Source organism: Amphritea atlantica (assembly GCA_024397875.1).
In the GTDB taxonomy this organism is placed as follows: Bacteria; Pseudomonadota; Gammaproteobacteria; order Pseudomonadales; family Balneatricaceae; genus Amphritea; species Amphritea atlantica_B.
In genome coordinates, this window is the sequence record CP073344.1 from 2,023,840 (window position 1) to 2,046,016 (window position 22,177).

Below are 22,177 nucleotides of genomic sequence, written 5' to 3' on the forward strand. Positions count from 1 at the left end.
CTTTGGGGCTGACATGTAGCTGCGAAGCAGCGGAAAGGCAGTCCCAGCCACGTAGTGGCGACAACAGCCGCTTGTTAAGTACGCAGTCAGAATTCAAATCGTGTCCCATGTTTTTCTAGTACGAATATAGGAGTCTTGGTTATAAAATCCAGCAAAAATCTCACTAAAGTACGGTATATCATCGTTATTAAGCGACATAGCCTCCCGTTGTAGTTTACCAAGCAGTTCAACCCAAAAGCGGATTATGTGAATAACATAAAGCTGTCTATATGGAGCAACTGCTTCCTGAACTCCTGTTCGGCTGCTTGCGTCTTCAACATCGCTAATTTCTTCTCCAGTTTCGGAGGTATGTCTCACCATCATTAGGTGACCGGCCATCTGATTAATTACGCGAGCATTATGAGCTATATCTTTCTTTTTTCTGTCTGAAACGTGCAGATCAAATAATGGCTTATCGACAGTAGTGTACCAAGACGACACTGGGTCACCCTTTTGCTTGCTGTTAACTAATATATTGATGTTTGAATATCTATCACCTTTAGCGAAATCTGATATGACATTGAGGATATTTTGGTGAATCCCGCCATCAAGTTCATCTAAAAACCTGAAAGAATAGCCTCGCTGCTGCTTTACTGTAATAGACTTTTTATAGAGAACATCGATCTTATGCCCAATATCGTTCTTCAAATATTTGAAATCCGGAAAATCACCGTCATTATCGATGTAATAATCTAGCATTAAGCATAATTTACCGATCCGCTCCAACCCCGTAGACAGGCTAGTAAAGGACTGAAAGTAAACACCCTTCCTTGAATAGTTTGCGTTTCTAATTTGCGTTGCGCCAGCACCAAGGATTTCTTTGGTAAATTGCGCTTCCTTGATCAGGGCCTTGAATGTTTCGTTAAACATAAATGTTTCATCCGTGATGTAGAAATAGTACTTAACGCCGCAATGTGCGGATTTTAAAAGTGGAGGCCGTTTTTTGGCCGGAGCTTTTAAAAGTCCGAACCATTGCCTTGTTAGCCTTGCTGTGCACGTTCTGCCTCACCAAGCTCTTCTAAAGTAAGATCTGGATTTTCTTTTGCCATTGCCAAGAAAAGCTCTGGATTTTGTAGAATTAGATGTATGAATGAACCCTTTTTGAGCTTATTGTTCTTATGTCCGAGATCTTTACGTATTTCTAGAAAAAAGTCTTCCATCATAAACATTGTTTGGGCATCAGGATTGCCCTTCTTTAGATGCCCCATCCAAGTTATGTACTTAGACAGTACATCTTGGCCACCCCAAAGTATCATCTTCCGCTGCCACTCTCTCAGGAACTCAACTAGTGCTGGATTTTCCTCATCCTCAGCGCTCTCATCATCAGAGTGAAAGATTTTGAAGAACTCTGATAAAAACTCATCATATATTTCGGTTTTCTTTTCCCTGTAATGTGCTTCTATGTCTTTTTTACGCTCCATGTACTTCCCGAGTACAACAGTAAGGGTTGCTACGATTACGGTTGTAGATGCCGTTAGTATTGCAACCGACACCTTGGGATCAAGGAGCTTGAACTGCCCCCATATTTGAGCAATAACCCAATAAATACCCCAGCCCATCACAGCCAGCAGCGCAAGACCAAATATCATTGATGCAGTTTTCTTCATATCTATCCTTGAAAGGCTAACGCCCGGCTTTGGGGCTGACTTGTAGCGGCGAAGCAGCGGAGAGACAGTCCCAGCCACGTAGTGGCGACAACAGCCGTTTGTTAAGTGAATATGTTTCGAAAGTGTTGCTAATCGCCACGATACTTCCTATCAATCCTTGAGAATGAAGCTTTTACTAATATCACGACCAAGACCACATAGATGATTTCAAGATCAGTTCTGGTTAGTAAAATTCCAAAATATTTATTGGTCAGGCTGACAAAACTAGTCCCGAATAGATAGAGAGCAGCACCTAAACCGCATACGACTATCAACCCATAGATAAGCCGTTCTGTTTGCCTTCTTACTTCCTTGTCGCTGTTCATTTGCTCCCTTTACGACTCAGCCACTTAACGCTTTGCTAAACGGCGCACGACTTGGTGATTGGTTTTGCGTATATTGGCGAAGCCAATGCAAAACCAAGCGCCGAGACGGGCGTCCAGTGGAGGCCGGAACGATGTTTGAGCAACTTGTTATGTGGCATTTAGAAACGCACCGCCCATTGCGCCACCTACCCCAAACAAAACCAAAAATATTAAAGGGCTTACTACCGATTGTAGCGCAACAACCCAATTTCTTTTTAGTAGCCAATAAAAACTACTCATAAATACGACCGCAGCGAACAACATACCGAAAAGGACAATTGGTATCTCTCTAGACAACATAGTTTGTACATCGATTGACTGACTATGAAACTGGTATAGGTCAATCTTAGTAACAACTGCCAATATAATGCCGAGTAATGCTGGCAGCCAAATTATAGAAGTACGCTTACTCATCAGAACACATAACGCCCGGCTAAACGGAGAGCCACGCAGTGGCGAGTCCGGTGAGCGTAGCGAACGAATTTAAGCCGCTTGTTAACTGTTGATTACTGAATAATTGCATAGAAAAACAACCCTGCCCCAGTAACGGTAAGTAATGTGCCAATGATTTTACGTTTAGCACTAGATATTGTTAGTGCTGGATAGTGACGAATTACATCACCCGCCAACCAAAGCAATGGAAATAAGCAAGCTATCCATGCAGCTTTCCCTGATAATGAAAACGCACCATCTCGACCTGGAATAGATATACCACTTGATAGTGCACCAACAACGAAATAGACCAGAATTAAAGCTGGAACTAGACACAAAGCCAGTGCCTTACCTTTAGATTGTACGACTTCGCTCATGACTCTCCCTAGACAGTTAACGCCTTGCACTGCGGCGAGCGTAGCAAGTCCGGCAGCCGTAGGCTGCGAACTGCTGCAACTTGTTATACTTTTTCATAGCCGGATATTATAGCTATATGATTTCTTAACTGAAGATAGAAGAGTGAGTAGAACACTAGTGTTGCTACAAACATTGCAACCACAGTAATTACCGCACCAACCGAACCTAAACCACTAATCAATAATGTTGATGTAAAACCCAAAGCTACACCAGCAACTAAAAAGTACATAAAAAGCTTAAGACCAATTGGTAAACTTAAAGATGCTAGTCTCAAGAAAAAATCTTTACCGTCTCCTTTTTCGTTTGCCTGATAAGCTAGCCATAATCCATAGTAAGTAATAACACCTGAAACTATTAGTATTAATAGTGAGGCTAAGCTCTTCCACATACTTATTTCAGATTCAGAAAAAGCAATTTCTACAGGAAACTCAAATGAAAACCGCCCTATCACTGCTGTAACGATCAAGTGTTTTAAAGCTCTAACCTCAGAGAACGTCCCTGATTTAAGCTCTTCCGAGAGCCCTCGACTATTAAAAAAATATATATCCTTGAGCATAACTTTCCCTTAGCCATAACGCTTGCAGCATGCGCGCCCATGAAATGGAGCCGAAGGCGCAATGTAATGGGCGTCGCCGTGCCTGCACTTGTTATGCACCCTTGGCCTCATTGTATAAGCTCATAACTTGCTCTTTTGTAAGTGCTTTTAATTGTTTGTATGTGGCTTCAGTTATTGCTTTATTTCCTGTGCCTTCGCCATTGATTGCGTAGTTACCGTTAATAGGTGAAATAGAAAAATAGAATGGCATGGCGGGATTTCCAGGGGCAGAAACAATGACAATAGATGCATTGTCGTTACATGCATATACATACCAATTTTGCCCACCGAATACTTTATTTGCAGGGCCTTGCTTACACTCTAATGGCTCCGCATGTGCGGTAAGAAAAATTGATAAGAGAAATACCGATATAAATAGCTTCATTGCACGAACTCCCTGTGTGCATAACAGTAAATTATAGTGCCCTTTGGCACTATAACTCCCAGGCACTATAATTCTGGAAATTCGATAGACCAAAATTCACATTCATACTATATATCAGCAGGTTAGCAAGAATCACGAGAGGCAGTTTACAGAATTATAGTGCCTGTAGAGGCTGCATCCATGCCAATAACATTGTCTGAATCATAATACCTCTTTCTGTTAAATCAAAGAGTTAGTTCAATATTTTCAGTGTTCAAGGGAAAGGGGGTCCCCTGAATTGGGATAATTGACATATAAGCACCTGCACACTACTGTATATAAAAACAGTAACAGAGATTCTGTCATGGATGACATTAGACACAGGATACCCAGCAAGCCTACTCGCTTTATGGAGCAGCTTCGCCAACATATCCGCATAAATGGCCTGGCCTATCGAACTGAACAGACTTATGTTCACTGGATCAAACGGTTCATCTACTTTCACAACAAACAACATCCCAAAGATATGGATGCAGTACATATTGAAGCATTTTTAAATGACCTTGCTATCAATAAACATTGCTCTGTAAGCACACAAAAAATCGCATTAAATGCCCTGATGTACCTATACCGTAAGTTTCTCGGTGTTGAAGTATCTCATCTTAGTTTCTCCCCGGCTCACACTCATCGGAGACTGCCCGTTGTCTATAGCAGAGCAGAAATCTCTTCTATTCTCTCAAACCTAAAAGGGGTTCACCGGCTTCAGGTAGAACTGATGTATGGCACAGGTTTACGTAGCGCCGAACTACTGTCTCTCAGAGTTAAGGATATAGACTTCGAAAGTAATAATATTTTTGTCCGCGCTGGCAAGGGAGATAAAGACAGAACAACGATGCTACCCCAAAGACTCATCCCAGCACTTAAAAATCAGATAACAGAAGTTGAGCATCTCCATCAATCGGATATTGCCCAGGGATTTGGAGAGGTTTATATGCCTGATGCTCTCGACAGAAAATACCCGGGCGCGACCAGAGAAACAGCATGGCAGTATCTCTTTCCTTCAAGCCAAATAGGCCGTGATCCTCGCACAGGAATTCTTCGGCGGCATCATCTTCACCCTTCCGCATTACGAAAGCAGGTAACTCGGGCCGTCAAAACAGCAGGGATTAACAAACCGGCTAAAACCCATAGCTTTCGACACAGTTTTGCAACTCACCTCTTAGAGTCAGGCTATGATATTCGAACAATTCAGGTATTGCTGGGTCATTCCGATGTAACAACTACCGAAATTTATACTCATGTAGTAAATCGTGGAGGAAACGGCGTCATCAGCCCATCAGACAGGCTATAAAAATTAAATTAAGAATACAGGACAGGCATATTCTAAAGAAAAACTAACTAAGACCACCCACCCTTTATCTATCCAGATCGTAGAGTCTCTTTACGCTCATCCCGATATCGATGTTCTGTGATTGTGTAATAGTCTTATGCAAAAGAGCCCATTAAAGGGGTCAAAGCCCTTTATTTCGTCAATAGTTATCTTCGGCATACCTGTTCTACAGTTCCGGACACGCATAAAAAAAGGCCGATGTATGAACATCTGCCTCTTTTTAGCTTACCAGGCATGCCCTGTTATTCGTCAGGCATCTCAACGTTGTGATAGACCTCCTGAACGTCTTCGACATCGTTCAGCATCTCTAAAAAGGTCTCAAACTGTTCCAGGTCTTCACCGGCCAGCTCAGTATAGGTCTGAGGGATGAAGGTGATCTCTTCTACTTCAAATTCAAGATCCGGATACGCTTCATGCAGCGCGGTTTTAGCCTTGAAGAAGTCTGTATGCGGCGCGTAGACAGTGATATTGCCATCCTCACTCTCGATCTCAGCCACATCAACATCCGCTTCCATCAGCAACTCAAGGACTTCATCCTCATCGTCGTGGGGGAAGACAAACACTGCACGATGATCAAACATATGGGCAACAGTGCCCTGTCCGCCCAGCTTTGCTTTACCTTTATTGAAAGCCACCCGGACATCACCGAAAGTACGGTTGTTGTTATCGGTCAGGCAATCAGCGATGACCATGCATCCGCCGGGACCAAAGCCTTCATAACGTGTTGGCAGGAAATCCTCACCACCGCCGCCTGCGGCCTTGTCGATCGCTTTTTCGATAACGTGGGCTGGTACCTGATCTTTTTTGGCTTTCTCGATGAGACGACGCAGCGACAGGTTACCCTCTGGATCGACACCACCGTTTTTGGCAACAACATAGATCTCTTTGCCATACTTGGCATATACCTTGGATTTAGCTCCCTGAGTCTTAGCCATGGAAGCCTTACGTACTTCAAACTTTCTTCCCATTGGAAAATCTCTTTCTTACGTTAAGACAGGGGCTAATTCTAATCGCTCACCCGCTTAAGCTCTAGTGTGTGCATCCAAATTGTTAACAAATGGATCAGTTAACCGAGGATCATTTGATCAGGATATAAAAAACGCGCCTTGGGCGCGTCTTTACATATCAATGAATAAAATCAGTCTTCAGCCGCAGCTTTCGGAGCTTCAAGGTTTTCATAGATAAGAATCGGATCAGAGTCACCATTGATCACGCCCTCATCAATAACAACCTTGGAAATCCCCTGCTGAGACGGCAGGCTGTACATAATATCCAGCAGATTCTCTTCCAGAATGGAGCGCAGACCACGGGCACCGGTCTTTCTTTCAAGTGCCTTGGTAGCCACCGCTTTAAGTGCATCCTCACGGAAGTCCAGTTCAGCACCTTCCATACCGAACAGCGCTGAATATTGCTTGGTCAGCGAGTTCTTAGGCTCGGTCAGGATCTGAATCAGAGCATCTTCATCCAGCTCAGTCAGCGTCGCGATCATCGGCAGACGACCAACAAACTCAGGAATCAGACCATATTTCACCAGATCTTCAGACTCCAGATCTGCCAGAACATCGGTGATCTTTCGGGTCTCTTCCTTGCTGACAACCGCCGCATTGAAGCCGATAGAGCTTTTCTCACTGCGATGCTTGATCACCTGATCAAGACCGGCGAATGCACCACCACAGATAAACAGAATATTGGAGGTATCAACCTGCAAAAATTCCTGCTGTGGATGCTTACGGCCACCCTGCGGCGGAACCGAAGCAACAGTTCCCTCAATCAGTTTCAGCAGTGCCTGCTGCACACCTTCACCGCTAACGTCACGCGTGATGGACGGGTTGTCTGACTTACGGGAGATCTTATCGATCTCATCAATGTAAACAATACCCAGCTGGGCTTTCTCTACATCGTAATCACACTTCTGCAGCAACTTCTGAATGATGTTCTCAACATCCTCACCCACATAACCGGCTTCGGTCAGCGTGGTAGCATCCGCAATGGTAAACGGAACATTGAGCATTCTTGCCAGCGTCTGAGCCAGCAGCGTTTTACCGCTACCGGTCGGACCGATCAACAGAATGTTACTCTTGCCCAGCTCAACATCGGTATCACCGGCAGTCTGCTGAAAACGGAGTCGCTTGTAGTGGTTATATACCGCAACGGAAAGTACTTTCTTGGCCCGTTCCTGACCAATGACGTACGCATCCAGATTGTCTTTAATTTCAGTCGGAGTCGGCAGGCGATCACCCTCTTCCCGGGTCTCTTCCGCGTCCTGGATCTCCTCTTTGATGATGTCATTACACAGATCAACACATTCATCGCAGATAAATACAGACGGGCCTGCAATCAGCTTCTTGACTTCGTCCTGGCTTTTACCACAGAAAGAGCAATACAGCAGTTTGCTGTCATCACTTCCTTCTTTACCGTTGATATCGTCGGACATTCAACTACCTCTGTTTGTCCCGGCCATGCCCGGCCCGGACCTCTGATTTCTTTCTCGTTTAACGCACATTATAGCGGATAATGCGCACCGCTTGAATCAAACGTCAACTGCGGTGCTCTCTGTACAGACACGACAGAATCAGTATCCACACCCGATCGAAGCGCATTAACGACTGCTCAGCACCTGATCGACCAGACCGTAGGCCACAGCCTGTTCCGGAGACATAAAGTTATCCCGGTCGGTATCTTTGCTGATAGTCGCCATATCCTGACCGGTATGGTTGGCCATGATGGTGTTCAATTTATCACGAATCGTGAGAATTTCCTGAGTGTGGATCTCGATATCAGTTGCCTGACCCTGATAGCCACCCAAAGGCTGGTGAATCATCATACGGGAATGCGGCAGGCAGTAACGCTTACCTTCGGCACCGCCGGTTAACAACAGCGCACCCATGCTGGCCGCCTGACCAATACACATAGTACTCACATCAGGCTTGATAAACTGCATGGTGTCATAGATCGACAGTCCGGCGGTAACCGAACCACCTGGTGAATTGATATACAGGTGAATATCTTTGTCCGGGTTTTCCGACTCAAGAAACAGTAACTGGGCAACAACCAGGTTAGCCATATGATCTTCCACCTGGCCAACCATGAATATAACCCGCTCTTTCAGCAATCGAGAGTAGATGTCGTAAGAACGCTCACCACGAGCTGTCTGTTCAACAACCATGGGTACCAGACCACTGCTAGTAATTACTGTAGGGCCATTATAAAAATCCGACATAGAATTCTCTCCTAAATCCTTAACAACGTGCTTACTACACGTCCAGAAAAAAAAACGGCAGCCGACCCTAAGCCGACAGCCGTTCTTTTATAAACGCAATTAAGGCGAAGGGCAATTACGCCTCTTCTGATTCTTCAGCTGCAGGTGCTGCAGGCTTGATTGCGTCTTCATAACTTAGCTCGGTGTCGCTCACCTTAGCAGAATCCAGCAGCAGATCCATAACCTGGTCTTCCAGAACCATGTTCTTAATCTGATTCAGCATCTCCTGGTTACTGTAGTACCAGTCGATAACCTGCTGAGGCTCCTGATAAGTAGCAGCCAGCTCTTCAACGGTAGTGCGTACACGATCTTCGTCTACTTTCAGCTCGTTCGCTTTAATCACTTCAGCAACCAGCAGGCCTACTTTAACACGCTTTTCAGCCTGCTCAGAGAACATCTCTTTAGGCAGCATATTTGGATCGATATTGGCGTTTTCACCACCAAACTGCTGGATAGCCTGACGACGCATTGCATCGATCTCACCATCAATCAGGGCAGCAGGTACATCAATTGCGTTAAGCTCTACCAGTTTGCCAAACACGGCTTCTTTCAGCTTGGATTTCAGCGCCTGAGTCAGCTCACGCTCCATGTTTTTGCGAACTTCAACTTTGAAGCTATCAACGGTCTTCTCTTCGATACCAAACTTAGCAAAGAACTCTTCGTTCAGCTCTGGCAGTACCTGAGCAGAAACCTTGTTCACTTTAACATTGAACTTAGCGTCTTTACCTTTCAGGTTTTCAGCATGGTATTCTTCAGGGAAAGTGACGTTAATCTCTTTCTCATCACCGGCTTTGGCGCCTTCCAGCTGAGTTTCGAAACCCGGAATCATGGTATTGGAACCCAGTACCAGATCCATACCGGTTGCATTGCCACCGTCGAAAGATTCACCATCGATGAAACCTTCGAAATCGATGTTCAGCTGATCGCCTTCAGCCGCTGCTTTATCGGTTTCTTCAAACGCAGCCTGCTGCTTCTGCAGAGTTTCAATCATCTGATCCAGGTCAGCGTCTTTAACTTCAGCGGAGTTCTTAACAATCTCAACGCTGGAGAAATCAGCCAGTGCAATCTCTGGATATACTTCGAATGTTGCTGTGTATGAGAAGTCCTCACCCTCTTTGTCGTTTTTGAACTCGACATTCGGACCACCAGCAGGCGTCAGATTTTCCTGCTGGATAGCTTCGTAGAAGCTCTGCTGTACAACCTCACCGATCACTTCCTGACGGATGCCCGGACCGTAGCGTTTTTTAACCACTTTAACCGGCACTTTACCAGGACGGAAACCGTCCAGTCGAACAGTACGGGCGGTCTGCTGAACACGCTTAGCTACATCGCCGTCTACACGATCAGCAGGTACTACAACAGTCAGCTGACGCTCAAGACCAGTAGTGGTTTCTACGGATACTTGCATGGAATTCCTCACAAAATTATTTGTATCGTTACAAATCTGAAAATTGACCCGCTGTTTACCCTTATGCGTGAACACAAAGCCCGTAACAACAGGTGCCAGAATTTCTAAAGGCGGAAATTGTCCGGGAAGCGGCACTATTAGTCAAGTGAAAAGCGTTGAATATCAACGTATACAGAGCAAACACAAAGATCGCATTCTGATGAAATTAATATCGGAAATAAAAAAGAGAATATCGAACAGGGGAAATGGGGTGGACGATGGGGCTTGAACCCACGACCGCCGGAATCACAATCCGGAGCTCTACCAACTGAGCTACGCCCACCACAGGCATACTTCTGAGAAAGTAAATGGTGCGAGTGGGGAGACTCGAACTCCCACACCGTAAGATACTGGTACCTAAAACCAGCGCGTCTACCAATTCCGCCACACTCGCATAAACTTTCTTGTGTCATCCGACGGGTACAAGGTACCACATTCATGATGACTATGTATTGGGGTGGACGATGGGGTTTGAACCCACGACCGCCGGAATCACAATCCGGAGCTCTACCAACTGAGCTACGCCCACCGTAGCAATACATCTTTTGTCAGACCTTTTTGGCGCGCCCGGCAGGGGTCGAACCTGCAACCGCTCGCTTAGAAGGCGAGTGCTCTATCCATTGAGCTACGGGCGCCTGACACTGCCCGACCTTGTCAGAAGCGTTATCTGCAACGAGGTGCGTCATGACCCTCCCTTCAAGGTGGTGCGCATAATATATATCGCTTCATAGCCCGTCAACACCCTTTTTTAAAATTTTAACAAAATAAAACACTTAGCAATCTTCCGCCCCAGCCTTCTATAGTCGTAATGAAACTGATGTTTATCGGCCTGCCCCCTCCCCTGGCATACCTTATAGACAGCCCGAACGCACAGAAACAGGTCCTGGCGCATTTCCCCTTGGAGGAAAACGACAACCATGAGACAATCCGCGCCATCAAAATCATGACTGAGGAAAACATTCGTAAGATGAGCGCTCAGATAATTGACGGCAAACAGATTGCCCAAAATGTTCGCAATAAGGTAGCAGCGGGTGTGAAGGCCCGAATTGAAGAGGGTAAACGCGCCCCCTGCCTGGCAGTTGTACTGGTAGGCTTCGATCCGGCCTCTCAGGTATATGTCAGAAACAAGAAAAATGCTTGCAAAGAGGTAGGCATCGAGTCGGCCTCTTATGATATGCCGGCTGAAACCACTCAACAGCAACTGCTGGATCTGGTCGATGAGCTGAACGGCGATGCGAATATTGACGGCATACTGGTTCAGTTACCATTGCCCGGTCACCTGGAAGCGAATGAAATCCTTGAGCGCATCCGTCCGGAGAAAGATGTCGATGGTTTCCACCCCTTCAATCTGGGCCGTCTGGCACAGCGACTTCCGGCTCTGCGCCCCTGCACCCCTAAAGGTGTCATGACCCTGCTGGAATCAACCGGCGAACCAATTCGCGGCAAAGACGCCGTGATTGTTGGCGCGTCAAATATTGTCGGGCGGCCAATGACGCTTGAATTGCTGCTGGCGGGCTGTACCACAACAACGACCCACCGCTTCACAAAGGAGCTTGCCAGCCATGTACGGCGTGCTGATATTGTCGTTGTGGGTGTTGGCAAGCCCGGCCTTGTTAAAGGCGAGTGGATTAAACCCGGCGCGACCGTAATCGACGTGGGCATTAACCGCCTGAATGATGGCCGGCTTGTGGGTGACGTAGACTACGATGTGGCCTCCCAACGGGCTGGCTGGATCACTCCGGTTCCCGGTGGAGTCGGTCCGATGACTGTTGCAACGCTGATGGAAAACACTCTGGAAGCGGCTAACAACCTCAACTGAGATTATCCGTTTTTTAAAAAAGGCCTTTTTATGCCTCATTAACTGAGCATAAAAGGCCTTTTTTTATTGGCAACAACTTCTGAGCTCAGCCCACCAGCGTCACATTCACCACCAGAATCAAACATTATCATCGGTTAATCAAAATAAAGCGGAACCTATTGAGGAAGTTAAAATCACTATTTCAGGATATTTTCAGGTTACTATGGGACTATCTTCTCACGCTTAACCTATAAAAATTCGTACTCAGCGCCGAAACTAAAGAACTTGAGCTCATAAAGCTTTTACTAAAGAGCCTAGCTGAATCGCTGAAACTGAAACACGTAAACGGTAGAACTGAACCTACTGCCAACATCTGCTGAGCAAACCTGTTATGAATAGAAAAAAAATCACTCTGATCGTTATCATTGCGGCCCTGATCAGTGCGTTTTTCCTGCTGGACGCGGGCAGTTACCTGAACCTTGAATATGTAAAATCACAACAGGACAGCTTACAAGGCTGGGTAGCAGATAACACCTTTGTCGCGGTGGCAGCATTTATGCTGATCTATATTGTGGTAACCGCCCTCTCCCTTCCCGGCGCGACAGTCATGACACTGGTGGGCGGGGCAGTATTCGGTCTGTTAAGCGGATTACTGCTGGTCTCGTTTGCCAGCTCAATAGGCGCCACCCTGGCGTTTCTCATCTCCCGCTATCTGCTGCGGGAACCCCTGACCCATAAATTTTCCAAATATATCGACCCTATCAACCGCGGTATTGAAAAAGATGGTATCGCCTACCTGCTTACCCTGCGCCTGGTCCCCCTGTTCCCGTTTTTTGTTATCAATGCCGTGATGGGTATGACCCGCATGAAAGCGCCGACATTCTACTGGGTCAGTCAACTGGGTATGCTGCCCGGCACCGCCGTTTTCGTCAATGCAGGCACTCAGCTGGCAGCTATCGAACAGCCCGGAGACATCCTCTCGCCGGGCCTGATCCTGTCTTTCTGCCTGCTCGGAGCGTTCCCCTGGATTGGCCGCTTGATGGCCGATCTGATCAAGCAGCGCAGAGTCTACACGGGGTTCTCAAAGCCGAAAACGTTTGATACCAATATGGTGGTCATCGGGGCAGGTGCCGGCGGATTGGTAACCTCCTATATTGCCGCTGCCACCAAAGCGAAAGTGACCCTGATCGAACGCCACAAGATGGGTGGTGACTGCCTGAATACCGGCTGCGTTCCATCCAAAGCGCTGATCCGCACCACTCACTTTCTGGCCGATATACGGGACGCGGAACAACTGGGCATCCGCAAAGCCGCTGTCGAATATGATTTCGCAGAGATTATGGAACGCGTACAACGGGTCATAAAAACCATTGAGCCTCACGATTCCATCGCGCGCTATGAGTCGCTTGGGGTCGACTGCGTAACCGGGGATGCCTTCATCCGCAGCCCCTGGGAAGTCGAGGTAAATGGCAAAACCATTACAACCCGGAACATTGTCATCGCAACTGGAGCCCGCCCGACAATTCCGGAGATCCCCGGGATTGAACTGGTTGAACCTCTGACCTCAGATACCATCTGGTGTCTGCGTCAGCGCCCTGAACGACTGCTGGTGCTGGGCGCCGGCGCTATTGGCTGCGAACTGGGACAGTGTTTCGCCCGACTGGGCAGCGAGGTTTCAATACTCTTCAGAGGCAATCAGGTGCTTACCCGGGAAGACCAGGACGCCGCTGCCGTTGTCGAAACAAGACTGCGACAGGATGGCATCCGTATCTGCTCTGGTCATATACCGCTGCGATTTCAGGTCACCCCAAAAGGCTATGAACTGGTGTGCCGCCATAATGACCAGGAAAAACGTATCGGCTTCGACAAACTTCTGGTGGCAACCGGCCGTACCGCCAATGTCACTGGCTTCGGTCTGGAGTCTCTGGGCATTACGGCTAAGCCGGGGGGCACCATTCAGGTCGATGACTACCTGCGTACACGGCTGCCCAACATCCTCGCCTGCGGTGATGTTATCGGTCCCTATCGATTTACCCATGCGGCCAGTCATCAGGCATGGTATGCAGCGGTTAACGCCCTGTTTGGTCAGTTCAGGAAGTTCCGGGTGGACTACCGATTAATCCCTTTCACTATCTATACCAGCCCCGAAGTGGCGCGTATCGGCCTGAATGAGAAACTGGCGATTGATAAGGGTATTGCCTATGAAGCGGTCCGCTACAACCTGGAAGAACTCGACCGGGCGATCACCGATGAAGCGGCCTATGGTTTTGTGAAAGTATTGTTGAAACCGGGCAGCGATAAGATTATCGGTGTCACTCTGGTGGGCGAACACGCCGCCGAGATGCTGCCAGAGTTTGCCCTGGCGATGAAAAATAAGCTCGGCTTAAACAAGATTCTCGGCACTCTGCATGCGTATCCTACCCTGAATGAAGCGAATCGTTTCGTTGCCGGTGAATGGAAAAAGAAACATGCGCCGCAAAAGCTACTCGGCTGGCTGGAGAAATTTCACCGCTGGAAGCGTGGCTGAAGCAGGCTAAGCTACATTCAGTTTCGACATAAAAAAAGCCCTGCGCAATAGCAGGGCTTTTTAATAAGTATCAGATACTTAAATAACTTACCTAGTGTTATTTATTACACCAGTTCTTTGGTCGTCTCATTCACCAGAATGACTTTACGATGCGGGAACGGGATCTCTATATCATTCTCATCCAGCGCTTTCTTGATCTGCTCAGGCACAGAATAAAGCAGATTGAAATAGTGTTCGCCTTTACAGAACGGCCTTACCAGGAAATCAACCGAGCTGTTATTCAGGGTTTCAACCTCAACAAAGGGAGCAGGACTCTTTAACACGTGGGGATGATTTTCAAGCACCTTTTCAATCACCGCACGCGCCTCATCGATGCTCTCGCCATACGCAATACCAAAGCGCATATCGACGCCCCGTACATCATAATGTGAGTGATTGATAATCTGATCCCCCCAGATCTGACTGTTGGGCACAATAATCTGCTGGTTATCAAATGTCTGCAGGATAGTGGTGAACATATCGATCTCGGTCACCTTACCAAACCGCCCTGCCGCATCAATAAAATCATTCACTTTATAAGGTCGGAAAATCAACAGCATAACCCCTGCTGCTAAATTGGAGAGCGCCCCCTGCAATGCCAGACCAACGGCCAGACCTGCAGCACCTAACAGCGCAACAATCGAGGCAGTTTGCACACCAAAGCGGTTGAGCACTGCGATTATCACGAAAGCGATAATCAGATAACGGGCCACACTGCCCAGAAACCGGAACAGCGTATCGTCAAGGTGCTTATTCTTTTTGCTGGCAGCAACGATCCCCTTATTAACTTTGCCGGCAAACCATAAGCCCAGCAGCAGAATTAGAATGGCCAGAAGGATGTTACTCGCCCAGTCCAGCGCCGCTGGAAAGTATTGGTTAATATCTATTTGTTCTAGTAATTCCGACATCGTTTTGTTTTCCCTGTTTGTCTTCCCTCAGAAGATGAAAGATGCTCATTTCACTTCGGGCTGTAAAGCCTTAAGCAGTGAATAACACTAATAATTCTGAGTCAAGTGCTCAAAAGCAGTTATCACGCCGTGTTCAGGCAAGCTTACCCGAACTGTTTTATATGAAATATTGTTTACCCTCCCTACTATCCAGTACACTGAGCAGGCCAAATTTTCAAACAGCGGATATCAGACGCACAGCGCATCGGCCAATCTTTCTTCAACACCCGGCAAGCGCTCTATAGTGTTTAAATCAGGAACAACAATTGAGTAACAACGATTCTGCAAGACCTCTTCGGTTACGGTTCTGGAGTGTTATTAAACCATTATTCGAACTTAGCAATCATAAACGGCCGCTGGGTTTCCTGGCTGTATCCGCTTTTTCAGTAGCGCTGCCAGCGCTCTTTGGCGCCTGGATAGGTCAGCTCTCTACGGCTATGTTAGCCTGCATGGGAGGACTGGTAATTCTGTACATGCGCCAGACAAACATCTCCCGCCGGATGATGATACTGGCAACCTGCGCTTTCGGCTTTGCGCTTAGTTTTGCCCTGGGCGTGCTAACAAGCTTCGACCCGTATCTGTCAGCCGCAACCCTGACTCTGAACGTATTTCTGGTAACCGCGATTTGTCGTTTTTACGCGCTGCCACCGCCCGGCGTACTGTTCTTTGTCGTGGTCGCATGTCTCGCCAGAACGCTACCATTTGACCTTTCACTGGCGGCAGAACGAACCGGCATTCTGATGTTCGGCGCCATGAGCGCCTGCATACTCGCACTCATTTACAGCATCTATCAGGTCTATTTCTCCAAGGATTATGTCAGCCGGCCAACCGAAGAAGTCGACAACAACATAGTCACTATCACGATAGAATCACTGGTAACCTGCTTGTTTGTCGGGGGCGGTTATTTCCTGGCTATCGCGGCAAATCTTGATAACCCTTACTGGGTACCCATTTCTACTGCAGCGATTATGCAGGGCGCGACATTCCGCGCAATATGGCATCGTAATGTCCACCGGATAATCGGAACAACCATTGGCATGGGGATCGCCTGGGTTATCTTTTCGCTGGCACCCGGCCCGTGGCAACTGGCACTGCTGATTTTTGTGCTGAGTTTTTTTATCGAAATTCTGATTACCCGCAACTATGGTCTGGCGGTGATATTTATCACCCCTCTGACGGTAATATTTGCCGATATAACCCTTGCAGGAACAGAGACTGGTCACCTGATACTATCGCGTCTGCTGGACATCATCCTGGGCAGCATTATCGGCTGCGTCGGCGGCTGGGTAATACATCACCCGGCATTTGTGCGATCCGTTAATAAACTGTTACCCGGGAAGTAGCCCACTCGGCTTTGTGAGGAAAGTATCTGACAAAGAAAAAACATCAGGGAGGAAAAAGGGGCTGCCCATCGGCAACCCCTTTGATGACGCTATTCAGATCACAGCATCAGCTCCAACCAGAGACGGCTTTTACCTCCAGAAAGTCTTCCAGTCCCCAGACACCGCCTTCTCGGCCGTTACCAGACTGCTTATACCCCCCGAAAGGTGCGCCGGCACCTAAACCCGCACCATTAATCTGTACCATCCCCGCACGCAATCGACGGGCAACACGGGCTGCTTTAGCGCTATCCTGAGTCTGAATATAATCCGTCAGACCATAGGGTGTGTCGTTGGCAATGGCGATCGCTTCCTCTTCAGTATCGAATGGAATAATGGTCAGAACCGGGCCAAAAATTTCCTCCCGGGCGATACTCATCTGATTATTGATGTCGGCAAACACGGTCGGTTTAACGAAATAACCCGTCTCCAGTCCTTCAGGCTTACCCGGACCTCCCGCCACCAGGCGGCCACCCTCCGCGATACCTTTTTCAATCAGGCCCTGAATCTTGTCATACTGCTGCTGAGACACCACCGGACCAATATGCCGGCCATCCATCGCCGCACGATCAACCATGGTCTCACTGGCAACCTTAGCGGCTGTCTCAACCGCCTGCTCATAGATGCTGCGTTCCACCAGCATCCGGGTGGGTGCATTACAGGACTGACCGCTGTTATTAAAGCAATGACGCGCGCCCCGAATCACCGCCTTATCATCAGCATCGGCAAAGACGATATTGGCTCCCTTACCACCCAACTCCAGCGCCACTCGCTTAACGGTATCTGCGGCATTTTTAGAGATCGCAATGCCGGCACGGGTTGACCCGGTAAAGGAGACCATATCCACTTCAGGATGGCCTGTCAGCGCTGACCCGACCCCGGCGCCATCCCCGTTCACCAGATTAAACACCCCCGCCGGAAAACCCGCCTGATCGATCATCTCAGCAAACAGCATAGATGAAAGTGGAGCAATCTCGGATGGCTTCAATACCATAGTGCAGCCTGCGGCCAGCGCAGCAACCACTTTCAGGGTGACCTGATTCATCGGCCAGTTCCACGGGGTGATCAGTGCGCAAACACCAACCGCTTCATGCAGAATACGATTGTCCGGAGCGTGGGGACCTAACGGCTGCTCAAACTCATAGTTTTTCAGCGTGCGGATCAGGCTTTTGATATGCGCCGCACCGCTGCCACATTGCGCCGTGCGGGCCAGCGCAATCGGTGCGCCCATCTCAGAAGAGATCGCTGCAGCCATCTCCTCAGACCGCGCATTATAGATTTCCTGCAGCTTTTCAAGCAGCGCCAGGCGCTCTTCCCTGGACGTTTGACTCCACTGATCAAAAGCCCTCCGTGCCGCAGCAACTGCCGCCTCAGTATCGGCCTCACTGCCCAGAGAGATAACGGCGCAAACTTCCTCAGTCGATGGGTCAATCACCTCAAAGTCGTTACTTTGAGCCGGGGCGGTCCACCGGCCATCAATATAAAACTGACGTTTATCAGACATCTTTGCTTTTCCTTCTTTCTACAAATTTGAAAACACAGAACAGGTATAGCCCTGATAAACACTATAGTGCAAGCGGCAACACCGATATCATTTAAAATGACGCGGGTTACCACTGTATAAAACGCAATGTTACAGGCCCTGCTGGAGCCGAAACGTTTATCAGTGCACAGGGATGCCTCTGTGGCTGAGTTAGCCCACTCGCTGGTTTTTTTCAGCCCCCCACCCACTAATTTAATTAAATTTTTCCGCCGTCGCCCGTGATTATCCCTCTGCTATTTCGCAGGCAAAGAACCATCCGACAGTAATTCTGTATAAAAACTGAACAACAGCGGGCTGATTGTTGGCTATAGAGGGCTAAAAAGTAGTAATCCTAATTTTCTTATCCCATAACACGTTATATCTATTGTTATTAGCCTGTACAAAAGTAGAAAATAGCCGCCTTATAAAATTTTGATAACGAGAATAACAATGCATTATCTGTTACTGGGCCTGATTATCCTCGCCTTTGTACTGATCGTCTTTGAGGATGTTGTTCATCTGAATAAAGCAAAGTCGACACTGTTTATCGGTACGCTGGTCTGGATTTTAGCCTTCGTTTTTCCCGAAAAATCACCTCAGGCGATTCAGGAGGCGCTCAACGAGCAACTTCTGGATATCGCTGTTCTGTGGCTGTTCCTGATGGCTGCTATGACCTTTGTGGCCTACCTCAACGAAAAGGGTCTGATCACCCAGTTGGTATACCGGATGCTGCCCAGCGAGTTAAAACTCAGCACCCTGATGATACTTATCGCATTGCTGGGGCTTCTATTCTCGTCACTGGCAGACAACATCACCGCATCACTGATTATGTTATCACTGCTGGCCTCGCTGAAGCTGGAAACCAAAGACACACTGAAGTTTGCCGCGCTAATTGTTTTTGCGGTCAACTCCGGTGGTGTTTCGCTGATTACCGGTGATGTAACCACACTGATGATCTTCCTCAACGGTAAGGTATCGATCCTCCATTTGCTGTTACTGGTGCTGCCAGCCATCGCCGGAGTAGCCATCCTGGCGCTGATCCTGATGCAGGGCAGCAACGCGGTGATCACCCTGCCTAAATTCAAGCGACCCATTGCTGCTGGCGACAAACTGATCGCGGTACTGTTTCTGCTGACCATTATCAGCACTCTGGCGATGAGCGTACTGTTTGCCGTGCCACCGGTACTGACCTTCCTGTTTGGCCTGGCGCTGATGTTTATCGTCCACCGGATTATTTTCAGACAAGAACAGAACCCTAACGTCCTCGAATATGTCCGTGAAATAGAGTTTGATACCCTGCTGTTCTTCCTCGGTGTTTTACTGCTGGTGGGTATGCTGAAAGAACTGTCTGTACTGGAATTACTTCCCGAGCTCTATACTTATATGCCACCAGTCGTGGCCAATTACTTTATTGGCATTCTTTCAGCACTGGTCGATAACGTGCCACTAACCGCCGCCATTCTCCAGTCAGATATCCTCATGACTCAGGCTGAGTGGCTGGGACTGACCTATGCGGTGGGTGTTGGTGGTTCGATCCTGATTGTCGGTTCTGCTGCCGGTGTTATCGCACTGAGCAAGCTGGAAGCACTCACGTTCATCTCCTACCTGCGATTTATTCACTGGCTGTTGGTCGCCTATACCTGCGGTTATCTAGCGGTCATGGCACTGACTAAGCTGGTGCTCTGATACAGAGTAAGGCAGCCAGATGAAGTAATCAGCGGGATCAGTTATCCCGCTGATTACGAAATGCTCCCGGACTCAGCCCTACCCGCCGCTTAAAAAAACGTGAAAAATACGCCGGGTCTTTAAAACCCAGATCATACGCGATCAGGGAAGCCGGAGCGGCGGTGTAGATAAGAAACCGCTGTGCTTCCAGAATCAGCCGATCCTGTAATAACTCACTGACATTTTTCCCCGCAACTGCAGCACAAGCCCGATTCAGCCCTATCGGGGTCGTGTTCAGCATTTCGGCATACTGACTGGCTGACAGGTGATCCCGGTAGTGCATCTCAATCAGCTGACATAACTCTTTATAGCGCTGTTCATAACGACTGCCGACATCTGAACGACTGTAAGCCGAGTGCAACTTGCGGCCGATACGGATCAATAGCGAGAACAGCAGCCATTCGAACATCAGCGCTTTGGCTGGCTGATTATCAAAATACTCCCGCCTCAGCTCACGGACCTGCTGATCGATCAGAGCCTGATCAGGATCACTTTCCGAGAGAGGGATAATCAGCGCCTTACTCAACAACTCCTCTTTAAACGGAAAACGATGCTGAAACTGCTCATCCAGCATGAGCAGTTGGGACACTGTCACCACGGCCCCCTCAGTGGCATCCTGATCAAACTCAAAGCCATGCACAACCCCTGCGGGAATAGTAATCAGACAGGGGCCGGTCTCTTCCTGCTCCAGGCCATCTATATGAATTCTGGCACGCCCCTTACGCACGTAGATAATCTGAAACATCTTCGGATGGGTATGAATATTAATGGTCCAGTCAAACAGCTCTGCCCGGGTACGGATATCCTCAATATGAATAAACTCCGGATCACCCAGGGATTGCTCTTCACTGTACAGTGAATAGGTGGATATCAGCTGATCGGAACTGGCGTCACTGTTAATTTTATTCATCTTTTCATTCGCGATAAGGTATTAGAGGCCATTAGCTGTCATAAAAGTACAATAGTTTGAACTGAATATCCATTCTTAAACTAGGTCAATAGACCTACACTGACTACAGTTACAAAACAATAAATAGATAAATGATTTGTGAGGAGTGCGAATGTTTAGATTTGACCCCTACTCGCCGGAGATAGACGCTGATCCATTTCCCGCGTACGCCACACTCAGAGCTGAATACCCCTGCTTCTGGAGTGAAGATATTGAAATGTGGGTTTTGTCCCGTCATAAAGATATTGTCATGGCCCTGAACGACTGGGAGACCTTCTCCTCTGCCAAAGGCAACCTGGTCAGTGAACTGCCAGGACGCCAGGGGTCCACTCTGGGCACCACCGATCCACCCCGTCACGACCGTCTACGGGCACTGATTCAGAAAGCCGTTACCAAGCGCGCACTGACACATATTATTGAGCCGGCCCGAGCCACAATGCGAAAGCATCTTGATGCACTAAAAGGTCGTGACCAGTTTGATTATGTCAGCGAACTATCTTCCAGGTATACCGTTGACCTGATTGTCTATCTGTTCGATTTGCCAGACGAAAACTTGCAGACCGTCCGTGATAAAGCGGTGCTGATGGTACAGACAGATCCAAAGACCAAGCAGAAAGGCCCGGAACATATCGAAGCGTTTGAGTGGATGCAGGCATATGCCGCCAATCTCGTTGAAGCGCGTAAGAAAAATCCCGGCGAAGACCTGCTGAGTCAGTTTATTTTGTCTGAGATCGACGGCGAAAAACTAACTGACAAAGAGATTCTGCTGACCGTTACCACACTGATCATGGCAGGTATCGAGTCGCTTTCAGGCTTCCTGACGATGCTGGTCAAAAATATTACTGACCACCCGGAAGTACGGGATGCACTGGTGGCAGATCCATCCCTGATTCCGGATGCAATCGAAGAGAGCCTGCGTTATAACACTTCAGCGCAACGTTTTCGCCGCTGCATTAATAAGGAAATCACCTTGCATGGCCAAACTATGAAGCCGGGTGACTTTGTTATCCTCGCCTATGGATCGGCCAATCGCGATGAAGAGGTATTCCCCAACGCAAACGTCTATGATCTTAGCCGCAAGCCAAAGGGCCATCTTGGCTTTGGTGGTGGCGTTCATGCCTGCCTGGGTACATCCATTGCACGTCTTGCCTGCAAAGTCCTTCTGGAAGAGCTTCTGAAAGCCTTCCCGAATATCTCTAAAGTAGACCAGGAACTGCGCTGGATGTCTTCGACAAACTTCCGCAGCCCGCTGGAACTGCAGGTTAAAGTTTAAGTGTTTATATAATCATAAAAAAAGCCCGCCACTGCTGCTCAGAGGCGGGTGCTATTTTGAGGAC

Annotated in this window: 20 protein-coding genes and 4 tRNA genes; 6 read left to right on the forward strand and 18 right to left on the reverse strand. The window is 48.1% G+C overall.

The window, feature by feature from the left end:
* Nucleotides 1-93: 93 nt before the first annotated feature.
* From KDX31_09275 to KDX31_09305, 7 genes are all read right to left on the reverse strand, one after another.
* Nucleotides 94-909, reverse strand: a complete 816-nt coding sequence (locus KDX31_09275; GenBank protein ID UTW05161.1) for a hypothetical protein — start codon at nucleotides 907-909, stop codon at nucleotides 94-96.
* Between the two features lie 110 nt (nucleotides 910-1,019).
* A complete protein-coding gene (locus KDX31_09280; protein UTW05162.1) occupies nucleotides 1,020-1,646 on the reverse strand; it encodes a hypothetical protein in 627 nt (208 codons plus the stop codon).
* Between the two features lie 128 nt (nucleotides 1,647-1,774).
* Nucleotides 1,775-2,011 carry a hypothetical protein gene (locus KDX31_09285; protein ID UTW05163.1) on the reverse strand — a complete coding sequence of 79 codons (237 nt, stop codon included), beginning with the start codon at nucleotides 2,009-2,011 and terminating at the stop codon, nucleotides 1,775-1,777.
* Nucleotides 2,012-2,158: 147 nt separating this feature from the next.
* Nucleotides 2,159-2,464 carry a hypothetical protein gene (locus KDX31_09290; protein UTW05164.1) on the reverse strand — a complete coding sequence of 102 codons (306 nt, stop codon included), beginning with the start codon at nucleotides 2,462-2,464 and terminating at the stop codon, nucleotides 2,159-2,161.
* 92 nt (nucleotides 2,465-2,556) lie between these two features.
* Complete coding sequence (locus KDX31_09295; GenBank protein UTW05165.1) at nucleotides 2,557-2,859, reverse strand: hypothetical protein; 303 nt, start codon at nucleotides 2,857-2,859, stop codon at nucleotides 2,557-2,559.
* A gap of 83 nt (nucleotides 2,860-2,942) precedes the next feature.
* Nucleotides 2,943-3,455: a hypothetical protein gene (locus KDX31_09300; GenBank protein ID UTW05166.1), complete on the reverse strand. Its 513-nt coding sequence runs from the start codon at nucleotides 3,453-3,455 to the stop codon at nucleotides 2,943-2,945.
* Between the two features lie 91 nt (nucleotides 3,456-3,546).
* The gene (locus KDX31_09305; protein UTW05167.1) at nucleotides 3,547-3,879 is read right to left on the reverse strand and encodes a hypothetical protein; all 333 of its coding nucleotides are present in this window, start codon (nucleotides 3,877-3,879) and stop codon (nucleotides 3,547-3,549) included.
* 388 nt (nucleotides 3,880-4,267) lie between these two features.
* Here KDX31_09305 and KDX31_09310 point away from each other — a divergent pair, with 388 nt between their 5' ends.
* Entirely contained in the window at nucleotides 4,268-5,209 is a 942-nt protein-coding gene (locus KDX31_09310) for an integron integrase (GenBank protein ID UTW05350.1), read from the forward strand.
* A gap of 281 nt (nucleotides 5,210-5,490) precedes the next feature.
* Here the strand turns inward: KDX31_09310 and KDX31_09315 are convergent, their stop codons facing one another.
* From KDX31_09315 to KDX31_09350, 8 genes are all read right to left on the reverse strand, one after another.
* Nucleotides 5,491-6,216, reverse strand: a complete 726-nt coding sequence (locus tag KDX31_09315; GenBank protein ID UTW05168.1) for a YebC/PmpR family DNA-binding transcriptional regulator — start codon at nucleotides 6,214-6,216, stop codon at nucleotides 5,491-5,493.
* A 170-nt stretch (nucleotides 6,217-6,386) separates the two neighbouring features.
* Complete coding sequence (gene clpX / locus KDX31_09320; GenBank protein ID UTW05169.1) at nucleotides 6,387-7,682, reverse strand: ATP-dependent protease ATP-binding subunit ClpX; 1,296 nt, start codon at nucleotides 7,680-7,682, stop codon at nucleotides 6,387-6,389.
* 165 nt (nucleotides 7,683-7,847) lie between these two features.
* The gene (clpP, locus tag KDX31_09325) at nucleotides 7,848-8,423 is read right to left on the reverse strand and encodes an ATP-dependent Clp endopeptidase proteolytic subunit ClpP (GenBank protein ID UTW05351.1); all 576 of its coding nucleotides are present in this window, start codon (nucleotides 8,421-8,423) and stop codon (nucleotides 7,848-7,850) included.
* A gap of 160 nt (nucleotides 8,424-8,583) precedes the next feature.
* Nucleotides 8,584-9,915 (reverse strand): trigger factor, encoded by a 1,332-nt coding sequence (tig, locus tag KDX31_09330; GenBank protein ID UTW05170.1) that lies wholly within the window; start codon nucleotides 9,913-9,915, stop codon nucleotides 8,584-8,586.
* Nucleotides 9,916-10,161: 246 nt separating this feature from the next.
* Nucleotides 10,162-10,237, reverse strand: a tRNA-His gene (locus KDX31_09335).
* 26 nt (nucleotides 10,238-10,263) lie between these two features.
* Nucleotides 10,264-10,348: transfer RNA gene (locus KDX31_09340), tRNA-Leu, on the reverse strand.
* A 59-nt stretch (nucleotides 10,349-10,407) separates the two neighbouring features.
* Nucleotides 10,408-10,483, reverse strand: a tRNA-His gene (locus tag KDX31_09345).
* Between the two features lie 30 nt (nucleotides 10,484-10,513).
* Nucleotides 10,514-10,589 (reverse strand) — tRNA-Arg (locus tag KDX31_09350).
* Nucleotides 10,590-10,921: 332 nt separating this feature from the next.
* Between KDX31_09350 and folD the strand changes: the two genes are divergently transcribed.
* Nucleotides 10,922-11,773 (forward strand): bifunctional methylenetetrahydrofolate dehydrogenase/methenyltetrahydrofolate cyclohydrolase FolD, encoded by an 852-nt coding sequence (gene folD, locus KDX31_09355; protein ID UTW05352.1) that lies wholly within the window; start codon nucleotides 10,922-10,924, stop codon nucleotides 11,771-11,773.
* A gap of 370 nt (nucleotides 11,774-12,143) precedes the next feature.
* Nucleotides 12,144-14,279 carry an FAD-dependent oxidoreductase gene (locus KDX31_09360; protein ID UTW05171.1) on the forward strand — a complete coding sequence of 712 codons (2,136 nt, stop codon included), beginning with the start codon at nucleotides 12,144-12,146 and terminating at the stop codon, nucleotides 14,277-14,279.
* Between the two features lie 104 nt (nucleotides 14,280-14,383).
* Here the strand turns inward: KDX31_09360 and KDX31_09365 are convergent, their stop codons facing one another.
* Nucleotides 14,384-15,226, reverse strand: a complete 843-nt coding sequence (locus tag KDX31_09365) for a mechanosensitive ion channel (protein ID UTW05172.1) — start codon at nucleotides 15,224-15,226, stop codon at nucleotides 14,384-14,386.
* Nucleotides 15,227-15,702: 476 nt separating this feature from the next.
* Here KDX31_09365 and KDX31_09370 point away from each other — a divergent pair, with 476 nt between their 5' ends.
* Nucleotides 15,703-16,608: an FUSC family protein gene (locus tag KDX31_09370; GenBank protein ID UTW05353.1), complete on the forward strand. Its 906-nt coding sequence runs from the start codon at nucleotides 15,703-15,705 to the stop codon at nucleotides 16,606-16,608.
* A 106-nt stretch (nucleotides 16,609-16,714) separates the two neighbouring features.
* Here the strand turns inward: KDX31_09370 and KDX31_09375 are convergent, their stop codons facing one another.
* Nucleotides 16,715-18,148, reverse strand: coding sequence for an aldehyde dehydrogenase family protein (locus tag KDX31_09375; protein UTW05173.1), 1,434 nt, complete (start codon nucleotides 18,146-18,148; stop codon nucleotides 16,715-16,717).
* A 468-nt stretch (nucleotides 18,149-18,616) separates the two neighbouring features.
* On the opposite strand from KDX31_09375, the gene nhaD reads away from it, so the two are divergent.
* Nucleotides 18,617-19,852: a sodium:proton antiporter NhaD gene (gene nhaD / locus KDX31_09380; GenBank protein ID UTW05174.1), complete on the forward strand. Its 1,236-nt coding sequence runs from the start codon at nucleotides 18,617-18,619 to the stop codon at nucleotides 19,850-19,852.
* A gap of 37 nt (nucleotides 19,853-19,889) precedes the next feature.
* Here the strand turns inward: nhaD and KDX31_09385 are convergent, their stop codons facing one another.
* Nucleotides 19,890-20,801, reverse strand: a complete 912-nt coding sequence (locus tag KDX31_09385) for a helix-turn-helix domain-containing protein (protein ID UTW05175.1) — start codon at nucleotides 20,799-20,801, stop codon at nucleotides 19,890-19,892.
* Between the two features lie 151 nt (nucleotides 20,802-20,952).
* Between KDX31_09385 and KDX31_09390 the strand changes: the two genes are divergently transcribed.
* Complete coding sequence (locus KDX31_09390; protein UTW05176.1) at nucleotides 20,953-22,113, forward strand: cytochrome P450; 1,161 nt, start codon at nucleotides 20,953-20,955, stop codon at nucleotides 22,111-22,113.
* Nucleotides 22,114-22,177: the final 64 nt, after the last annotated feature.

Bases quoted from the DNA above. Each gene is read 5' to 3' on its own strand.
- KDX31_09275 (UTW05161.1), bottom strand. From the start codon at position 909: ATGTTTAACGAAACATTCAAGGCCCTGATCAAGGAAGCGCAATTTACC.
- KDX31_09280 (UTW05162.1), bottom strand. From the start codon at position 1,646: ATGAAGAAAACTGCATCAATGATATTTGGTCTTGCGCTGCTGGCTGTG.
- KDX31_09285 (UTW05163.1), bottom strand. From the start codon at position 2,011: ATGAACAGCGACAAGGAAGTAAGAAGGCAAACAGAACGGCTTATCTAT.
- KDX31_09290 (UTW05164.1), bottom strand. From the start codon at position 2,464: ATGAGTAAGCGTACTTCTATAATTTGGCTGCCAGCATTACTCGGCATT.
- KDX31_09295 (UTW05165.1), bottom strand. From the start codon at position 2,859: ATGAGCGAAGTCGTACAATCTAAAGGTAAGGCACTGGCTTTGTGTCTA.
- KDX31_09300 (UTW05166.1), bottom strand. From the start codon at position 3,455: ATGCTCAAGGATATATATTTTTTTAATAGTCGAGGGCTCTCGGAAGAG.
- KDX31_09305 (UTW05167.1), bottom strand. From the start codon at position 3,879: ATGAAGCTATTTATATCGGTATTTCTCTTATCAATTTTTCTTACCGCA.
- KDX31_09310 (UTW05350.1), top strand. From the start codon at position 4,268: ATGGAGCAGCTTCGCCAACATATCCGCATAAATGGCCTGGCCTATCGA.
- KDX31_09315 (UTW05168.1), bottom strand. From the start codon at position 6,216: ATGGGAAGAAAGTTTGAAGTACGTAAGGCTTCCATGGCTAAGACTCAG.
- clpX (UTW05169.1), bottom strand. From the start codon at position 7,682: ATGTCCGACGATATCAACGGTAAAGAAGGAAGTGATGACAGCAAACTG.
- tig (UTW05170.1), bottom strand. From the start codon at position 9,915: ATGCAAGTATCCGTAGAAACCACTACTGGTCTTGAGCGTCAGCTGACT.
- folD (UTW05352.1), top strand. From the start codon at position 10,922: ATGAGCGCTCAGATAATTGACGGCAAACAGATTGCCCAAAATGTTCGC.
- KDX31_09360 (UTW05171.1), top strand. From the start codon at position 12,144: ATGAATAGAAAAAAAATCACTCTGATCGTTATCATTGCGGCCCTGATC.
- KDX31_09365 (UTW05172.1), bottom strand. From the start codon at position 15,226: ATGTCGGAATTACTAGAACAAATAGATATTAACCAATACTTTCCAGCG.
- KDX31_09370 (UTW05353.1), top strand. From the start codon at position 15,703: ATGTTAGCCTGCATGGGAGGACTGGTAATTCTGTACATGCGCCAGACA.
- KDX31_09375 (UTW05173.1), bottom strand. From the start codon at position 18,148: ATGTCTGATAAACGTCAGTTTTATATTGATGGCCGGTGGACCGCCCCG.
- nhaD (UTW05174.1), top strand. From the start codon at position 18,617: ATGCATTATCTGTTACTGGGCCTGATTATCCTCGCCTTTGTACTGATC.
- KDX31_09385 (UTW05175.1), bottom strand. From the start codon at position 20,801: ATGAATAAAATTAACAGTGACGCCAGTTCCGATCAGCTGATATCCACC.
- KDX31_09390 (UTW05176.1), top strand. From the start codon at position 20,953: ATGTTTAGATTTGACCCCTACTCGCCGGAGATAGACGCTGATCCATTT.